Below are 16,944 nucleotides of genomic sequence, written 5' to 3'. Positions count from 1 at the left end.
ATATTAGGAGTGTTTAATATGGAAAAATATATTTTATCAATTGACCAAGGAACGACAAGTTCAAGAGCGATTTTATTTGATAAAGACGGGACAATTCAATTTGTAAGCCAACGTGAGTTTAAGCAATACTTTCCAAAAGGTGGTTGGGTAGAACATGATGCAAATGAAATTTGGACATCAGTTTTATCCGTTATTGCAAGTGTATTAAACGAGAATAATATTTCCCCTGAACAAATTGAAGGTATCGGAATTACAAACCAAAGGGAAACTGCAGTTGTGTGGGATAAAAATACTGGACGTCCTGTATATCACGCAATTGTATGGCAATCAAGACAAACACAAGACATTTGTGCTGAGTTAAAATCTAAAGATTTAGAGCCAATTTTCAAAGATAAAACTGGTTTACTATTAGATCCATATTTCTCAGGTACGAAAGTAAAATGGATTTTAGATAATGTTGAAGGTGCTAGAGAAAAAGCTGAAAATGGCGATTTATTATTCGGTACAATTGATACATGGCTAATTTGGAAATTCACTGGTGGCACGCACATTACAGACTATTCAAATGCTAGTCGTACTTTAATGTACAATATTTATGATTTAAAATGGGATGAAGAGCTATTAGAATATTTAACTGTACCTTCATCAATGTTACCTGAAGTAAAACCTTCAAGTGAAGTTTACGGCTATACACAAGAACATCATTTCTTCGGTGAAAAAATTCCAATTGCAGGTGTAGCAGGTGACCAACAAGCTGCTTTATTTGGGCAAGCATGTTTCGAAAAAGGTGAAGTTAAAAACACATACGGTACTGGTGGTTTCATGTTAATGAACACTGGTGAAAAAGCAGTTAAATCAGAAAGCGGTTTATTAACAACATTAGCATACGGTTTAGATGGTAAAGTTAATTATGCACTTGAAGGTAGTATATTCGTATCTGGTTCAGCTATCCAATGGTTAAGAGACGGTTTAAGAATGATTAAATCAGCACCAGCTTCTGAAGATTATGCTAAACGTGTTAAATCAACAGAAGGTGTTTATGTAGTACCAGCATTCGTTGGTTTAGGTACACCATATTGGGATGCTGACGCACGCGGTGCAATATTTGGTTTAACTCGAGGTACTGAAAAAGAACATTTCATTAGAGCTACTTTAGAATCATTATGTTATCAAACTCGTGACGTATTAGAAGCAATGGAAAAAGATTCAGGTATTACTGTAGAAACTTTAAGAGTAGATGGTGGAGCTGTTAAGAATGATTTCTTAATGCAATTCCAAGCTGATATTGTAAATACACCTGTTGAAAGACCAGAAGTAAGTGAAACAACAGCATTAGGTGCTGCATACCTTGCAGGTTTAGCAGTTGGCTTCTGGAAATCAAAAGATGAAATACAAGAAAGATGGAAATTAGAAACTGAATTCAAACCAGAACTTGAAGAAGAAGAGAGAGAATCTCTTTATAAAGGTTGGAAAACAGCAGTTAAAGCCACTCAAGCTTTTAAATTAGATTAAGTTGTGTTATCATTAAGGTAAGTTAATATTCCGTAGAGATGTGAGAGGCTTTGTTCATACAATTTAATTTGTAGGGATAAGTCTCTCATTTTTTTACATTTATAGGAGGAAATGGTTATGCAACAATTATCAGCATTAAATCGTAATCAAGTTAAAGATCAACTTAAAAGTAAAGAATATGATGTCGTTATTATAGGTGGAGGTATTACAGGTGCAGGAATCGCACTTGATGCTTCACAACGTGGTATGAAAGTCGCTTTAGTAGAAATGCAAGACTTTGCTCAAGGTACAAGTTCTAGAAGTACTAAATTAGTACATGGTGGTTTACGTTACTTAAAACAACTTCAAGTTGGAGTAGTAGCTGAAACTGGTAAAGAAAGAGCAATTGTATATGAAAATGGACCTCACGTAACAACACCTGAATGGATGTTATTACCGATGCATAAAGGTGGAAGTATGGGACCATTTTCAACTTCTATTGGATTAAAAGTATATGACTTTCTTGCAGGTGTTAAAAAATCAGAACGCCGTTCAATGTTAAATAGAGACGAAACTATCGAAAAAGAACCACTTGTTAAACAAGATGGCCTTAAAGGTGGCGGTTACTATGTTGAATATCGTACTGATGATGCACGTTTAACAATTGAAGTAATGAAACGCGCACGTGAATTTGGAGCAGATATCATCAACTATGCTAAAGCAAATCAATTCTTATATAATAAGAAAAATAAAGTTTCAGGTGTAGAAGTGACAGATTTACTTCACAATGAAATGTTTGAAATTAAAGGTAAAAGAGTTATTAACGCTGCAGGACCTTGGGTAGATGACGTTAGAAGTAAAGACTATTCTACTAATAATAAACAATTAAGACTTACTAAAGGTGTACACATTGTTATTGATCAAAGTGTCTTCCCATTAGGACAAGCAGTATACTTTGATACTGAAAGTGATGGCAGAATGATTTTCGCTATTCCTAGAGAAGGTAAAGCATACGTTGGTACAACTGACACTGTATATGATAACGATAAATCTTCACCTAAAGTTACTGAAGAAGATCGTCAATATTTACTAGATGCAATTCGTTATATGTTCCCTACAGTTAAAGTTGAAGATAGTGATATCGAGTCAACTTGGGCTGGTGTAAGACCTCTTATCTTTGAAAAAGGAAAAGACCCTTCTGAAATTTCTCGTAAAGATGAAATATGGGAAGGCGACTCAGGTCTATTAACAATAGCTGGTGGTAAGTTAACAGGTTACCGTCACATGGCTCAAGATATTGTAGACTTATTAAGTAAACGATTAAAAGAAGAATACAAATTGAAATTCAAACCTTGTGAGACTAAGCATACTTATATTTCTGGTGGTAACGTAGGGGGAAGCAATAACTACGATGCATTTGTTGAAAGTAAAGTAGAAGAAGCTAAAAACTACAATCTTTCTGAAGATGTGGCACGTTACTTAGCTAGAAAATATGGTTCAAACGTAGATGAAGTATTTGAAATTGCACATGCTACGCAAGTTGCCGACTTAGATTTACCTGTTGAAGTTTATGCAGAAGTTATCTATAGTATTCAAAAAGAAATGGTGCATAAACCAACTGACTTCTTAGTACGTCGTTCTGGTAGATTATACTTTGATATCAATTACGTATTAGAATATAAAGATGGTATCTTAGAAGTTATGGCTAAAGTTCTTAACTACGACGCAGATACTAAACGCGTATACAAACAAGAATTAGAAAAAGCAGTTAAAGAAGCGATTAACCCAAATGATCAACCTGCAATTGCTAAATAATTAAAGATTACAAATAACGCACCCAAAAAGTGAGATTTTCTCTTGATTTTTTGGGTGCATTTTTATGTATGAAAGCAATGTATTTTTAAGCAGTATAGAATTTGCTATAATAACGGTTGAGGGAGGCGTACGTATCTTGAGAAGATTTAATCACATGATAACATTATCATCTGGCCAAACATTAGAAGTGACGATTGATAAAACTGATGAAAAACCAATAGGTATCTTACATATTTTACATGGTGTTTCAGAACATAAAGATAGATATGATGGCATAGTAGAGTATTTTTGTAAAAGAGGTTTTCATGTTATTAGGCATAATCATCGTGGCCACGGTAAAAAAATTGAAGAATCTACTAGAGGTCATTTTAATAGTTTAAAAGAATTAGTAGAAGATTTAAAAGAAATTAGAGATACTTTCAAACCTGAATTGAACAATGACTTGCCCTATATTCTGTTAGGTCACTCTATGGGATCTTTAGTAGCAAGAAAATATGTTCATGATTATCCGGATGATGTTAATATATTAATTTTATCCGGCACTGTTGTCTATTCAAATATTCAAGGTAAATTAAATTTATATGGATTAAAATTTGTTAATCTGTTTTTAGGTAATCGTACTAAATCTAAACTTATTAATAACTTAGCCTTTAAGACGCCTAATAGAAAACATAAAGAATTAAATAAAGATAATAATTGGATTAGCGAAAGTGAAGAAAATAAAAAGATTTACGAAGAAGATCCTTATACTGGGTATTCAGTATCTCACAGAGTCTTTTTAGAAACAGTGAAAGCGGCTGAACAATCCAAAAAATCAAGCTATATCAAAAAACAAAACCTCAATATGCCCATATTACTGCTTTCTGGTAAAGAAGATCACTTTGGAGGTTTTGGAACAGGTATTAAAAAGCTTGCCACGTTATATAAAAGAAATGGCGTTAAACATGTCACTGTACAATTATATAAAAATAAAAGACATGAAGTATTATTTGAAACGAACCAATTTGTAGTATATGAACACATCTTTAATTGGTTGATGACGCAAATTAAACAATTAGAAAAAGAGGAACAATAATATGTCGAAAAAACCGTTAATCGCAATAGTAGGTCCAACAGCAGTTGGTAAAACTGAACTTAGTATACGATTAGCTCAAGCTTTAAATGGTGAAGTTATCAATGGTGATGCATTTCAAATTTATAAAGGATTAGATATAGGTACAGCAAAAGTAACAGAACAAGAAAAAGAAGGCATAAAACATCATTTAGTGGATGCATACAATCCAGATGAGCCTTATTCTGTGTACAAGTTTAAAGAAGATGTTTCCAATATAATCGATGATATTCATAATAGAGGAAAACTTCCTATATTAGTAGGTGGGTCTGGTTTATATGTTCAGTCAGTACTGTATGATTATCATTTAGAAAAAGAAGAAATCACAAGTGAAGAATTGGAAAAAATTAATAATAAATTTGATGAATTAACGAATTATACAAATATTGAATTGCACAATTATTTAAAAGAATTTGATCCAGAAACTGCGTCATCAGTGCATCCAAACAATCGTCAAAGAGTAGAAAGAGCCATAGAGTACTACTTGAAGACTAAAAAAACATTAAGTGAAAGAAAGAAAAGCCAGACATTTTCTGGAAAATATGGTACATTATTAATTGGGATAGACATGTCGCGCGAAACTTTATATGAAAGAATTAATATGCGTGTTGACATGATGTTGGAGCGAGGATTATTAAGAGAAGTGTCTAATCTCGTTGATATGGGGTATGAACATTCACAAAGTATGCAAGCAATTGGATACAAAGAGTTAATACCCGTTGTAAAAGGAGAAAAAGACATAGATATTGCAATAGAACAAATCAAGCAGAATTCAAGAAGATACGCCAAACGTCAATTGACATGGTTTAAAAATAAAATGAATGTAACTTGGTTTCGACGGGATGAACAGTCTTTATCAGAAATCGCAGACAACGTAATCCAATTATCCAAGTGAAGGGGAAAGTCATATGGCAGAGAAAGAAAATATTCAAGAAGTATTATTGGAGAAGTTCAAATCTGAAGGTACTGAATTAACAGTCTTCTTATTAAACGGTTTCCAAATGAAAGGCAAAATTGTAGGCTTTGACGAGAATGTTGTATTACTAGATATTCTAGGCACTGAAAATCTTATCTACAAACATGCTATTTCTACTTTTGTCGTAGCACAAGAAGAAGAAAATAAAGAAAATGCGTAATTTTTGTGCTCGTGGCTAAAAAAGCTAAGACAATTTATTTGTCTTAGCTTTTTTATTTTAATAAATAAAGTCCTGTTATATTGCAAGACGATGCTCACGTGAAACATAACAGTCTCTTTATTGACAAGACTACTGGGAAAAGGCAATAAGGCTATCGTTATTGACACGTTTGGCAAGAAAAGACAATAAGGCTATCGTTGTTGACACGTTTGGCAAGAAAAGGCAATAAGGCTATCGTTGTTGACACGTTTGGCAAGAAAAGACAATAAGGCTATCGTTATTGACACGTTTAGTGAGAAAAGGCAATAAGGATAATGCTATAGCCAAGTTTTGAACTACAAAATCCACGTGCAACATAGACATCGAGTCCACTACTGCAAATACATAGAAAGAGCCCGAAACAATGATTAATGTCTCGAACTCTTTCTTTTTATAATACTTCTTCTATAGCATTTCTTAACTGTTCTGGACTTTTTTGTGGTGAGAAGCGATTAACAACTTCTCCATCTTTATTCACTAAAAACTTAGTGAAGTTCCATTTTATGGAGCCGTTTAAAATGCCTTTTTTAGCACTTGTTAAATAGTCATAAAGTGGATGTTGATCAGAACCTTTTACTTTGATCTTTTCGTGCATTGGGAATGTAACACCATAATTTAATTTACAATTTTGATAAGCTTCATATGAATCACCTGGTTCTTGATTACCAAATTGGTTACAAGGGAAACCAAGTACTACAAAGTCTTTATCTTTATAATCTTGATAAAGTTGTTCCAATCCTTCAAACTGTGGAGTGAAACCACATTCACTTGCTGTATTGACAATTAATAGTGCTTTACCTTTATATTCAGATAACGAATAAGTATCTCCATTTGTTTTAGCAACCTCGAAGTCATATATAGACATTCTAATCACTCCTTTTCTTAACTCTATTATAGTAAAGATTTATTCAAAGTCATATTAATATGCATGTCTAATTATATGTTAAAATGAAGTAAAGAGAGCGTGATAAAAATGAAAAATGATTTAATAACAACAGATCATGAAACGGAGAAAGTAATATTATTAGCTTTCCATGATAAACAAGTAGATGAAGATACGTTTCAATCAACAGTTGAAGAACTAAAATCTTTAGCTAAAACAAGCCAATTAGAAGTGATTGAAGTATTTACTCAAAAACGAGATAGACCAGATCAACAATATTACTTTGGTAAAGGTAAAATAGAAGAAGTGATTGAATATATCGATTTAAACGATGTAAAAGTAAATGCTATTATTGCTAACGATGAGTTAACAACTGCACAGTCGAAACAATTAGATGAGTTGTTTGATACTAAAATTATAGATAGAACACAATTAATTTTAGAAATATTTGCGCAACGTGCTTCTAGTAGAGAAGGGCAGTTACAAGTCGAACTTGCACAATTAGATTATTTACTGCCTAGACTGTCTGGCCATGGTAAAAGTCTATCACGTTTAGGTGGCGGAATTGGTACAAGAGGTCCTGGTGAAACTAAACTGGAAACTGATAGAAGACACATTAGAACGCGCATGAACGAAATTAAACATCAACTAGAAACGATTGTATCTCACCGTTCAAGATATAGGGAAAGAAGACAACATAACCAAGCTTATCAAGTCGCGTTAATAGGTTATACTAACGCTGGTAAATCTTCATGGTTTAATCAGTTATCACAAGATGAAACATTTGAACAAGATTTATTATTCGCAACGTTAGACCCTAAATCAAGAGCTGTTTCAATAAACGAAGGATTTAATATTATATTATCTGACACGGTTGGGTTTATTCAAAAATTGCCTACGACACTTATAGCAGCATTTAAATCAACATTAGAAGAAGCAAAATATGCACAACTATTAATACATGTTGTAGATGCTAGTCACCCACATTATATGGAACAGTATGAAACTGTTATGAAACTTGTGAAACAATTAGATATGAATCACATCCCAATGTTAGTTGTGTTCAATAAAAAAGATAAAGTAGATAACATCAATCAACCTGTCTCCGAGAATTCTATATTTGTGTCAGCAAGAGATAAACAAGATCAAGTTGTATTCAAAGACAAGCTAGTAGAAATGATTAAAAATACAATGGAATATTATGAGATGGAATTAGATGCGTCTGATGCTGACCAATTGTATTGGCAAAAAACACATACACTAGTAGAAACGTTAGAGTTTGATGAAACAAATGAAATGTATAAAATAACAGGATATAAACAAAAATAAGAGGTAAAGAAATGGAAGAAAAATTACAATCATTAGTAAAAGAAGTAGAAACAACATTAAGACCATATTTTGATGGAATTGAGCATAATGCATTAATTGCTCAAGAACGCGTATTGGATGCTTTCCATAAAGTGAAAATATCAGAAGCAGATTTAGTCGGTACTACAGGATATGGTTATGATGATATGGGACGAGATCATTTAGAAGAAGTATATACAGAAGTCTTTCGAGCTGAAGATAGTTTAGTTAGACCACAAATTATTTCAGGAACACATGCGATTACAATAGCATTAAATAGTCAATTAAAACACGGTGAAGAATTACTGTATATAACAGGTACACCTTATGACACTTTATTAGAAGTAATCGGTGTTAATGGAAATGGTATCGGGAGTTTTATTGAACAAGGTATTCAATACAATGAAGTTCCTTTAAAAGATAATGATATTGATATTGAAGCTGTATTAAACAAAATAAATGATAAAACAAAAGTAATCGCAATACAACGATCTAAAGGCTATAGTTCTAGACCTTCATTAACAATAAAGCAAATAGGATATGCAATTACTAGAATAAAAGAAGTTTATCCAGAAATTATTATTTTCGTAGATAACTGTTATGGTGAATTCGTAGAGGATAAAGAGCCTATAGAAGTAGGCGCAGATTTAATTGCTGGTTCTTTAATCAAAAACCCAGGCGGTGGATTATCTAAAATAGGTGGATATATTTCAGGTAAACAAGATTTAATAGAGCGTTGTGCATATAGATTAACAGCTCCTGGTATCGGTAAAGAAGCGGGGGCTTCATTAGGTAGTTTACCTGAAATGTATCAAGGGTTCTTTTTAGCGCCACACGTAGTTAGTCAAAGCTTAAAAGGTGCATTGTTTACGTCTTTACTATTGGAGAAATTAAATATGAAGACAACACCACATTACACAGATGAAAGAACTGATTTAATACAATCTGTAACATTTGATACAGCTGAACAAATGATTGCATTTTGTCAGTCTATACAACATGCATCGCCAATCAATGCACATTTCAGCCCGATGCCTAGCTATATGCCGGGCTATGAAGATGATGTCATTATGGCAGCAGGAACTTTTGTACAAGGTTCTTCAATTGAATTAACAGCTGATGGCCCAATTAGAGCACCGTATGAAGCTTATATTCAAGGTGGATTAACATATGAACACGTTAAAATCGCGATAATTAGAGCAGTGGAAACATTAATGAAAAAAGAATTAGTTATGTTATAATTATGTGTGAGGTTTCCTCACACATAATTGTTTTCTGAAAATTTATGTGCTAAATTTATTTTAAGTTCTTAGTAGAAGGAGGCGGTCGTGCTGTCAAGAGATTTAATCAGAAGAAACATGGCCGTGTTTCCAATAGGTGTAGTCATCAAATTAACAGAACTTACAGCAAGACAAATCAGATATTATGAAAGTAATGAGCTGGTTACACCGACAAGAACTGACGGTAATCAGAGGTTGTTTTCATTAAATGACTTAGAGAGATTACTTGAAATTAAAAATCTCATCGAAAAGGGATTCAATATGAAAGGGATTAAACAAATTCTTCTAGAAGAAAAAAATGACCTTTCAGATGAAGAACTACGTATGAGAGAGCGGGTAATTAGAGGTACCTCGAAGACAGAAGGTCCACTCAACCGTGGAGATTTATCAAGATTTTTTAAATAAAATACTGGAGGATCAACACATGGCTAAGCAAACATTTACGAAAGAGGATATTTTTCGCTTTGCAGACGAAGAAAACGTACGTTATTTAAGGTTACAATTTACAGACATTTTAGGAACAATTAAAAATGTAGAGGTACCAATTGCACAATTAGAAAAAGTTTTAAACAATGAAATGATGTTTGACGGTTCTTCAATTGAAGGATTCGTGCGAATTGAAGAATCGGATATGTATCTATGTCCTGACCTGAACACTTGGGTGATTTTCCCATGGACTGCAGGTAAAGGTAAAGTAGCACGATTAATCTGTGACATTTATAGTCCAGACGGTAATCCATTTCCAGGTGACCCACGTACTAACTTGAAACGTGTCTTAAAAGAAATGCAAGAATTAGGATTTACAGATTTCAACTTAGGACCAGAACCAGAATTCTTCTTATTTAAACTAGACGAAAAAGGTGAACCAACATTAGAATTAAATGATAATGGTGGATACTTCGACTTAGCACCAACAGACTTAGGTGAGAATTGTCGTCGTGATATCGTACTAGAATTAGAAGATATGGGCTTTGATATCGAAGCAAGTCACCATGAAGTGGCACCAGGCCAACATGAAATAGACTTTAAATATGCTGACGCAATTACAGCATGTGATAACATTCAAACATTCAAACTCGTTGTTAAAACTATCGCACGTAAACATAATTTACACGCAACATTTATGCCAAAACCATTATTCGGTGTAAACGGAAGCGGAATGCACTTTAACGTATCATTATTCAATGGTAAAGAAAATGCGTTCTTCGATCCAGATGGCGACATGCAACTTACAGATAATGCATTCCACTTTATTGCAGGTATCTTGAAAAATGCAAGAGGATTCACAGCAGTATGTAATCCATTAGTTAACTCATACAAACGACTAGTACCAGGTTACGAAGCACCATGTTATATCGCATGGAGTGGACAGAACCGTTCACCACTAGTAAGAATACCAGTATCAAGAGGCGTGTCAACACGTGTCGAAATCCGTTCAGTAGACCCAGCAGCTAATCCATACTTAGCATTAGCTACAATCTTAGAAGCAGGATTAGACGGTATTAAACACAAATTAACACCACCAGAATCAGTAGACCAAAACATCTATGAAATGAACAGAGAAGAAAGAGAAGCGGTGGGCGTACAAGACTTACCATCAACACTTTACACAGCTGTTAAAGCAATGAAAGAAAACGATGTAGTAAGATCAGCATTAGGTAATCACATTTACAGACAATTTATCCAGTCTAAATCATTAGAGTGGGATTACTACAGAACCCAAGTATCAGAATGGGAAAGAGAACAATATATTAAGCAATATTAATATTGATAGAGGAGCTAGGGATATAAATCCTTAGCTCTTTTTTGGATGGGATTAATCAAAAATGCAAGAGTTGATTTTATTATTGGATTAACTAGGCCGAAAATCCAAGTAGAGTACTTCTAATTGGATTAATTAAGCCGAAAATCCAATTAGAGCACCTTTTATTGGATTAATTAAGCCGAAAATCCAAGTAGAGTACCTTTTGTTGGATTAAGTAAGACAATAATCCAATTAGAGCACCTTTTGTTGGATTAACTAAGATAATAATCCAATTAGAGTACCTTTTGTTGGATTTACTAAGACAATAATCCAAGTAGAGTACCTTTTGTTGGATTAACTAAGACAATAATCCAATTAGAGCACCTTTTGTTGGATTTACTAAGACAATAATCCAAGTAGAGTACTTCTTATTGGATTAACTAAGCCGAAAATCCAATAAGAGCACCTTTTGTTGGATTAACTAAGACAATAATCCAAGTAGAGTACCTTTTGTTGGATTAACTAAGACAAAAATCCAAGTAGAGTACTTCTTATTGGATTAATTAAGCCGAAAATCCAAGTATGAAGTGCACCCCAAAAGTTGAACCAAAAATAAACTTTTAGGGGTGTTCATTTTATGAATAAAAAATATAGCTTAAAATTTAAATTAAAACTAGTTAAAAGATATAGAGAAGGCACTAATAGTGCTACTAGTATAGCTCGTGAATTTGGCATTGGGCGATCATTATTATTTTGCTGGAATTATCAATTTGAATATTTTGGAGAAGCAGGGTTATCTCCTAATAAAATTTCTAGGTATTATACTGACGAAGAAAAACTTCATATCTTACGATATAGAAAAAAATATCAATTATCTTATAGAGAAACAGCGATTCATTTTAAAATAATTAATTATTATTTAATAAGTCAGTGGCAGTCTAAATTTGATAAGTGTGGTATTCTTGGCATAAATAATATGCGTGAAAGTGAGAGACTGCCAATGAATAGAAAAAATAAAAATAAGAAGCTCAACGATAGTGAGAGAGCCGAATTAGAGTATTTACGTGAACAAAATAAGCGATATGAAATACTTATGGCGTACGAAAAAAAGTTAAACACCTTAATTCAAGAGGATCAAAAAAACAAAAAGTTATAGCTATTAATGAATTAAGGTCACAAACAAATTATAAACTGAAAGATATATTAGATGTGGCTCAAATTGCCCGTAGCGTCTATCATTACTGGATAAAGAAGTTAGAGTCTAAAAATGGTGTTTATAATAAATTAGTTAATTTAATTAAAAAAATTGTACATGATAATAAGATGAGATATAGATATAGACGCGTTACGCTAACACTAAAAAAATTAGGTTTCATCATTAATCATAAAAAAGTACTTAGAATTATGAGAGAGAATAATTTATTATGTACAAAATTTACACGTCGCTCACGCTCTTTAAAAACATATAAAGGACAAATTGGAAAAGTAGCTAAGAATATGTTAAATCGTAGATTTAAAACCGATCGCCCATTACAAAAATTAGTGTCAGATGTTACACAATTCAATATAAAAGGCTCAAATGTAAAGCTCTATCTTTCAACTATTCTTGATATATATTCTGGTGAAGTTATTTCATTTTCGATAAGTAAATCGCCTCAATTGTCTTTCGCCATGGAATCGTTAATTACTTGCATTGATAAACTAAAAAATTTGAGCTATCGAACTACTATTCATACAGACCAAGGGTGGCATTATCAACATAATTCCTGGGTTTCTACTTTAAAGGAAAATAATATATTCCAAAGTATGTCCCGTAAGGGAAACTGTTTAGACAATGCGCCAATGGAAAATTTCTTTGGATTACTCAAACAAGAAATGTTTTACGGTATGAAATATGATAGTTACGATGTTTTAAAAAAAGATATAATTCAATATATTAAGTATTACAATCATGATCGTATCAAGACGAAATTAAATGGAATGTCACCTGTAGAATACAGGGAAAATTTCAAAGTAAATATATTATAAAAAAGTCCAACTTTTAGGGTTCACTACAGTAGAGCACCTTTTGTTGGATTAACTAAGACAAAAATCCAAGTAGAGCATCTTTTGTTGGATTTACTTTGATATTAATCCAAGTAGTTGCACTTTTAAAAGTACTTTCGTATATCTTCACGAAAAAATCTAAAGTGAAATATCATTTAAGAGTTGATATAATAGCTGTAAACATAAGAAAAAATGGTAGAACTAAGAAATAACAAAATGAGTCTAGGATACATATATCCCACTCCCATTTTTATCTATTTTGTAATATCTTTTTTTACCTTACTAATATGAATGTCTCGTGTAATAGCGATTAATGGTCTTATAAGCATTTGAATACTACCAATTACAAATAAAACAGTACCAGCAAATGTTGTAGACTCTTTAAAAAATAAAAAACTACCAACGATAAAGAACATTGCTAAGATTATATCGTTAATTTGATAAAGTAATTTATAGAAAGTATCAATCTTAATATCGAAGCCTAAAACGGTGAATTCTAGTTCTTTTTTATCTTCAAATCTCATTTTTACCACCTCAAATTAATGATATCAATATACAATGAATATTCAAGTTAATGATTATATATAAATTATTGTTATAGAAAACAAAATAATATTTTTAGGTGTATGATTAAGATAATTAATCACTATAAAATATATACGATAGAAAAGGGTGTATTTTATGATCGAATACGAATATTTTCACTTGAATTCGGATAATAGAAAAAATGGAAAGTATTTAGATATCCTTCATCCTGAATTTGAAGAATTTGGCCAATCTGGAAAGGTATTTAAAAAAGAAGATTTTATTGAGGTTGATTTAGATTCTAATGAGTATGAAATATTGAATTTTAACGAAGTACAATTATCAAATAATAGTTATTTGTGTAAATATATTTTAGTAAACAAAAGCTCTGGCATGGCTAGTAATAGAAGTTCGATATGGGTTTTATATAAAGATGAATGGAAGTTGATCTTTCATCAAGGAACAAAGGTGAGTATTTGAAATGATATAATAAATAAAAAACAATAGGGTAGTTTTAATAACACCCCATTGTTTTTTATAAAGATTTTAATTTTTTAAATGATCTATTGCATATTGTGCTTCTTCAGCTGTAAAACCTTCTATAGTCGAAGTTAATTGTTGATGAATCGCATCATTAGACATATTCATAGTTTTAGCATATTCTTTAGCTTTTTCTAAAGCATTCTTATTATAGTCTGCTTTTAAATGATCTACCGCATATTGAGCGTCTTCGGGTTTAAATCCTTCCACTGATGACGTAAGTTGATTATAGATACCGTTTTTAGACATATGCATTGTTTTAGAATAAGTTTCTGCTTTTTTCAAAGCAGCTTTTTGTTCTCTTGTTGTTTTAGGGCTATCTTTTTCTTCTTGATTAGTAGATTCATTTTTATTTTTCTCATCATTATTCTTACTTGATTTTTTCTCTTGTTGTTCAGCCTTATCATTTGATGATTTATTATTGTTTCCACCACCTAAAGCTGCAGCACAAGCACTTATTATGATAATTATTATGATTAGACCTAAACAACCAACTAGTAAAGGATTTTTCTTTTTTTCTTTAATAATGACACGTTCTCCTTTCTCATTATATAAAACTTCATCTTTTTTATTTTTTCCCATCGTACTTCTTCTCCTTTATAATTTTTTATTAAACACTTCTTAAAGTGATTAATTAAATTAAAATATAGTTATTCAATAAAAAATATCAAAATAAAAAAGAGAGAAGACTGTATTTTAATAACAAGTTCTTCTCTCTTTTTACTGTTTTATTTATATAATTTTACTGTTTTCTATAAGTATTGAGGATGAATTTTCTTTAAGCTTGCTTATTCCTAACTATATAAGCTCATTTAAATTATATAATTATAATAACCATATTGACAAAAAAAGGCAATAAAAATTTAAAGATAGTTGTCTAATTTTTAAGTGGTTGATTTTAATTCAACATTCAAATAATATTAAAATTCTTTGTATGCATTAATGCTATTTTGAGTTTTTATCATGCTTTTTTTGATTGTGTTTTGAAATTAATATTATATTTATTAATCCGAACGCTACGATTGTTATTATTAAGAATAATATTCCTTGAAACGTTGATTCTCCAGCTTTAGTTGTAAATAAATTTGTTTCCATGAAAAATAATTTATATAATATATAAGCTGACATTAAACTAATTAACCCGGCATCAGTCATATTCTCATCTATAGTTTTTTGGTCGTCATCGTAATTACTATTTTTAATATATAAGTTCATAAGAGTATATAATATTACGGCAAAACCTACAGTAATTATTTCAGTATCTTTATAGAATGCAATAATTATTATTAAGAAAGCTGCGATAAGATAAAAAGCTAAGAGAGCGTTAAATAAAAATTTTTTAAAAAGTTTATTCCGTGATAATCTCTTCTGTTTACTCATAAACTTCACCTCTTAAATGTCATTACATAAACATTATATCATTATTAATAAAATAACGTATTATTATTAAAAACAATTAAATTATAAATATATTTTATTAATTTAAACATACAAATCTAACTCACTAATTCTATTATATATCTCATTACTATTCATGTTATATTTTTTAACAGAAATTTTACTTATGCTTTTTAATTGGTATAATTTAATAAGTTTTAGAGGAGGTCGGGTTATGATTAGATATGCTACTGAAAATGATTTAGTTTATATTTTAGATATTTATAATGACGCTATTGTAAATACTACAACTGTTTATACATATGATGAAACGGATTTGGATGAACGTAAAGTTTGGTTCGAGAATAAAAGAAACGATAGTTTGCCGATAATTGTTTTTGAAAGGGATAACCGTGTTGTTGGTTTTGCTACTTATGGTCCTTTTCGTAATTGGCCTGCATATCAATATACTGTTGAACATTCTATTTATGTTGACCCACGTTATAAGAGGTTAGGTATTGCATCAGCTTTATTAGATGAAGTTATTTCGCTTGCTATTGAAGCAGGGTATAAAACGATGGTAGCTGGTATCGATGATAGTAATGAAGGTAGTGTAGCGTTACATAAGAAGAAAGGGTTCAATCACGTTGGTACGTTAAGTAATGTTGGGTTTAAATTTGATAATTGGTTAACATTAGTGTTTTATCAACTGATGTTAAAATAACTCGAATGTTAATTATAATGAATTATATATAAGTGTTAGAAATGGTATAATAGATATAACTATTTTAAAGAGTCTGGGACATAATTAATTGTCTCAGACTCTCTCATTTTTGTATTTTGAAGTTACATTTAAAGGGGAACTTATGAATATTTCATTATTAATTCTAGTAGTAATTGCTATTTTGTTAGGTGCTTTAGTAAGAAATATATTTGGTTTTGGTGAAGCGCTAGTGACGATGCCATTACTTTCATTATTGAATATTGATTTTAAGTTATCTGTATCTATAGTCGCAATAATTGGTATTCTTGTTGCTTTTCCTGTATTTATTAAAAGTCGAAAAGACATTGATTGGTCGATTATTAAAAGGTTGCTAATTGGTTCTATTATAGGTGCCCCGATTGGAATATTTATTGTTAAATGGACTGATGAAGCTGTAATAGTAAAGTGCTTAGGTATCTTTATATTAGTATATGGTCTAGTTAATCTCATTAATCAATTTGTAAAGGTTTATCAAATAAATAAAAAAATACCAAATCAATTTGATTATATTGCTGGTACTATAGCGGGTCTTTTAGGTAGCGCTTATAATAGTCATGGTGTGCCAATCGTTATTTATGGTACTTTGAAAAAGTGGGATATATTTGATCTTAAAAAGATTTCTCAAGTACACTTTTTTATAACTGGATGCTTTATTGTTACGAGTCATGGTGTTTCTGGATTTTGGTCACCATCATTATGGTATTTGCTCATTATTGTTATTCCTTTACTCGTACTAACGTTGCTATTTGGTAATATGATTAGCAAAAGAATAGATCCAAAATCTTTTATTAAATACGTATATATATTATTAATCGTATTTGGTATATTAATGATCTTTAAGTAAGAT

At 31.3% G+C, this 16,944-nt stretch carries 18 protein-coding genes; 14 read left to right on the top strand and 4 right to left on the bottom strand.

Features of this window, described 5'->3' with window-relative positions:
• The first annotated feature begins 18 nt into the window (after positions 1-18).
• The 5 genes from glpK to hfq all read left to right on the top strand — a co-directional run bounded on the left by glpK (position 19) and on the right by hfq (position 5,553).
• On the top strand, positions 19-1,512 hold the full coding sequence (glpK, locus tag LQ615_RS03755) for a glycerol kinase GlpK (RefSeq protein ID WP_017000462.1): 1,494 nt from the start codon (positions 19-21) through the stop codon (positions 1,510-1,512).
• 117 nt (positions 1,513-1,629) lie between these two features.
• Positions 1,630-3,306, top strand: a complete 1,677-nt coding sequence (locus LQ615_RS03750) for a glycerol-3-phosphate dehydrogenase/oxidase (protein ID WP_017000461.1) — start codon at positions 1,630-1,632, stop codon at positions 3,304-3,306.
• Positions 3,307-3,442: 136 nt separating this feature from the next.
• A complete protein-coding gene (locus LQ615_RS03745; protein WP_070045108.1) occupies positions 3,443-4,381 on the top strand; it encodes an alpha/beta fold hydrolase in 939 nt (312 codons plus the stop codon).
• 1 nt (position 4,382) lies between these two features.
• Positions 4,383-5,312: a tRNA (adenosine(37)-N6)-dimethylallyltransferase MiaA gene (gene miaA / locus LQ615_RS03740; protein WP_135020998.1), complete on the top strand. Its 930-nt coding sequence runs from the start codon at positions 4,383-4,385 to the stop codon at positions 5,310-5,312.
• 13 nt (positions 5,313-5,325) lie between these two features.
• Positions 5,326-5,553, top strand: coding sequence for an RNA chaperone Hfq (gene hfq / locus LQ615_RS03735; protein WP_017000459.1), 228 nt, complete (start codon positions 5,326-5,328; stop codon positions 5,551-5,553).
• A gap of 430 nt (positions 5,554-5,983) precedes the next feature.
• Here the strand turns inward: hfq and LQ615_RS03730 are convergent, their stop codons facing one another.
• A complete protein-coding gene (locus LQ615_RS03730; protein WP_017000458.1) occupies positions 5,984-6,457 on the bottom strand; it encodes a glutathione peroxidase in 474 nt (157 codons plus the stop codon).
• A gap of 108 nt (positions 6,458-6,565) precedes the next feature.
• Here LQ615_RS03730 and hflX point away from each other — a divergent pair, with 108 nt between their 5' ends.
• The 6 genes from hflX to LQ615_RS03700 all read left to right on the top strand — a co-directional run bounded on the left by hflX (position 6,566) and on the right by LQ615_RS03700 (position 12,874).
• Positions 6,566-7,804 (top strand): GTPase HflX, encoded by a 1,239-nt coding sequence (gene hflX / locus LQ615_RS03725; protein ID WP_017000457.1) that lies wholly within the window; start codon positions 6,566-6,568, stop codon positions 7,802-7,804.
• 11 nt (positions 7,805-7,815) lie between these two features.
• Positions 7,816-9,063, top strand: a complete 1,248-nt coding sequence (locus LQ615_RS03720; protein ID WP_135021000.1) for a methionine gamma-lyase family protein — start codon at positions 7,816-7,818, stop codon at positions 9,061-9,063.
• A gap of 87 nt (positions 9,064-9,150) precedes the next feature.
• Positions 9,151-9,507 carry a MerR family transcriptional regulator gene (locus LQ615_RS03715; protein WP_017000455.1) on the top strand — a complete coding sequence of 119 codons (357 nt, stop codon included), beginning with the start codon at positions 9,151-9,153 and terminating at the stop codon, positions 9,505-9,507.
• Positions 9,508-9,526: 19 nt separating this feature from the next.
• Positions 9,527-10,867, top strand: a complete 1,341-nt coding sequence (glnA, locus tag LQ615_RS03710; RefSeq protein WP_017000454.1) for a type I glutamate--ammonia ligase — start codon at positions 9,527-9,529, stop codon at positions 10,865-10,867.
• A gap of 616 nt (positions 10,868-11,483) precedes the next feature.
• The gene (locus LQ615_RS03705; protein ID WP_070045170.1) at positions 11,484-12,002 is read left to right on the top strand and encodes a transposase; all 519 of its coding nucleotides are present in this window, start codon (positions 11,484-11,486) and stop codon (positions 12,000-12,002) included.
• Positions 11,999-12,874 carry an IS3 family transposase gene (locus LQ615_RS03700; protein WP_345773110.1) on the top strand — a complete coding sequence of 292 codons (876 nt, stop codon included), beginning with the start codon at positions 11,999-12,001 and terminating at the stop codon, positions 12,872-12,874. Before LQ615_RS03705 ends, LQ615_RS03700 begins: the two co-directional genes overlap by 4 nt.
• A 272-nt stretch (positions 12,875-13,146) precedes the next feature.
• Here LQ615_RS03700 and LQ615_RS03695 read toward each other — a convergent pair whose 3' ends face one another.
• Positions 13,147-13,416, bottom strand: a complete 270-nt coding sequence (locus LQ615_RS03695) for a YrhK family protein (RefSeq protein WP_017000453.1) — start codon at positions 13,414-13,416, stop codon at positions 13,147-13,149.
• Between the two features lie 157 nt (positions 13,417-13,573).
• Here LQ615_RS03695 and LQ615_RS03690 point away from each other — a divergent pair, with 157 nt between their 5' ends.
• A complete protein-coding gene (locus LQ615_RS03690) occupies positions 13,574-13,897 on the top strand; it encodes a nuclear transport factor 2 family protein (RefSeq protein WP_017000452.1) in 324 nt (107 codons plus the stop codon).
• 66 nt (positions 13,898-13,963) lie between these two features.
• On the opposite strand, the gene LQ615_RS03685 is transcribed toward LQ615_RS03690, so the two are convergent.
• Positions 13,964-14,539 (bottom strand): Ltp family lipoprotein, encoded by a 576-nt coding sequence (locus LQ615_RS03685; RefSeq protein ID WP_017000451.1) that lies wholly within the window; start codon positions 14,537-14,539, stop codon positions 13,964-13,966.
• Between the two features lie 363 nt (positions 14,540-14,902).
• The gene (locus LQ615_RS03680; RefSeq protein ID WP_017000450.1) at positions 14,903-15,337 is read right to left on the bottom strand and encodes a hypothetical protein; all 435 of its coding nucleotides are present in this window, start codon (positions 15,335-15,337) and stop codon (positions 14,903-14,905) included.
• A 232-nt stretch (positions 15,338-15,569) separates the two neighbouring features.
• Here LQ615_RS03680 and LQ615_RS03675 point away from each other — a divergent pair, with 232 nt between their 5' ends.
• Positions 15,570-16,058 (top strand): GNAT family N-acetyltransferase, encoded by a 489-nt coding sequence (locus tag LQ615_RS03675; RefSeq protein WP_239703997.1) that lies wholly within the window; start codon positions 15,570-15,572, stop codon positions 16,056-16,058.
• Between the two features lie 142 nt (positions 16,059-16,200).
• Complete coding sequence (locus LQ615_RS03670; RefSeq protein WP_239703998.1) at positions 16,201-16,941, top strand: sulfite exporter TauE/SafE family protein; 741 nt, start codon at positions 16,201-16,203, stop codon at positions 16,939-16,941.
• Positions 16,942-16,944 lie beyond the last annotated feature (3 nt).

The sequence above is a fragment of the Mammaliicoccus sp. C-M13 genome, assembly GCF_022386845.1.
Lineage (GTDB): Bacteria > Bacillota > Bacilli > Staphylococcales > Staphylococcaceae > Mammaliicoccus > Mammaliicoccus lentus.
This window is presented reverse-complemented; position numbering and strand designations above follow the sequence as displayed.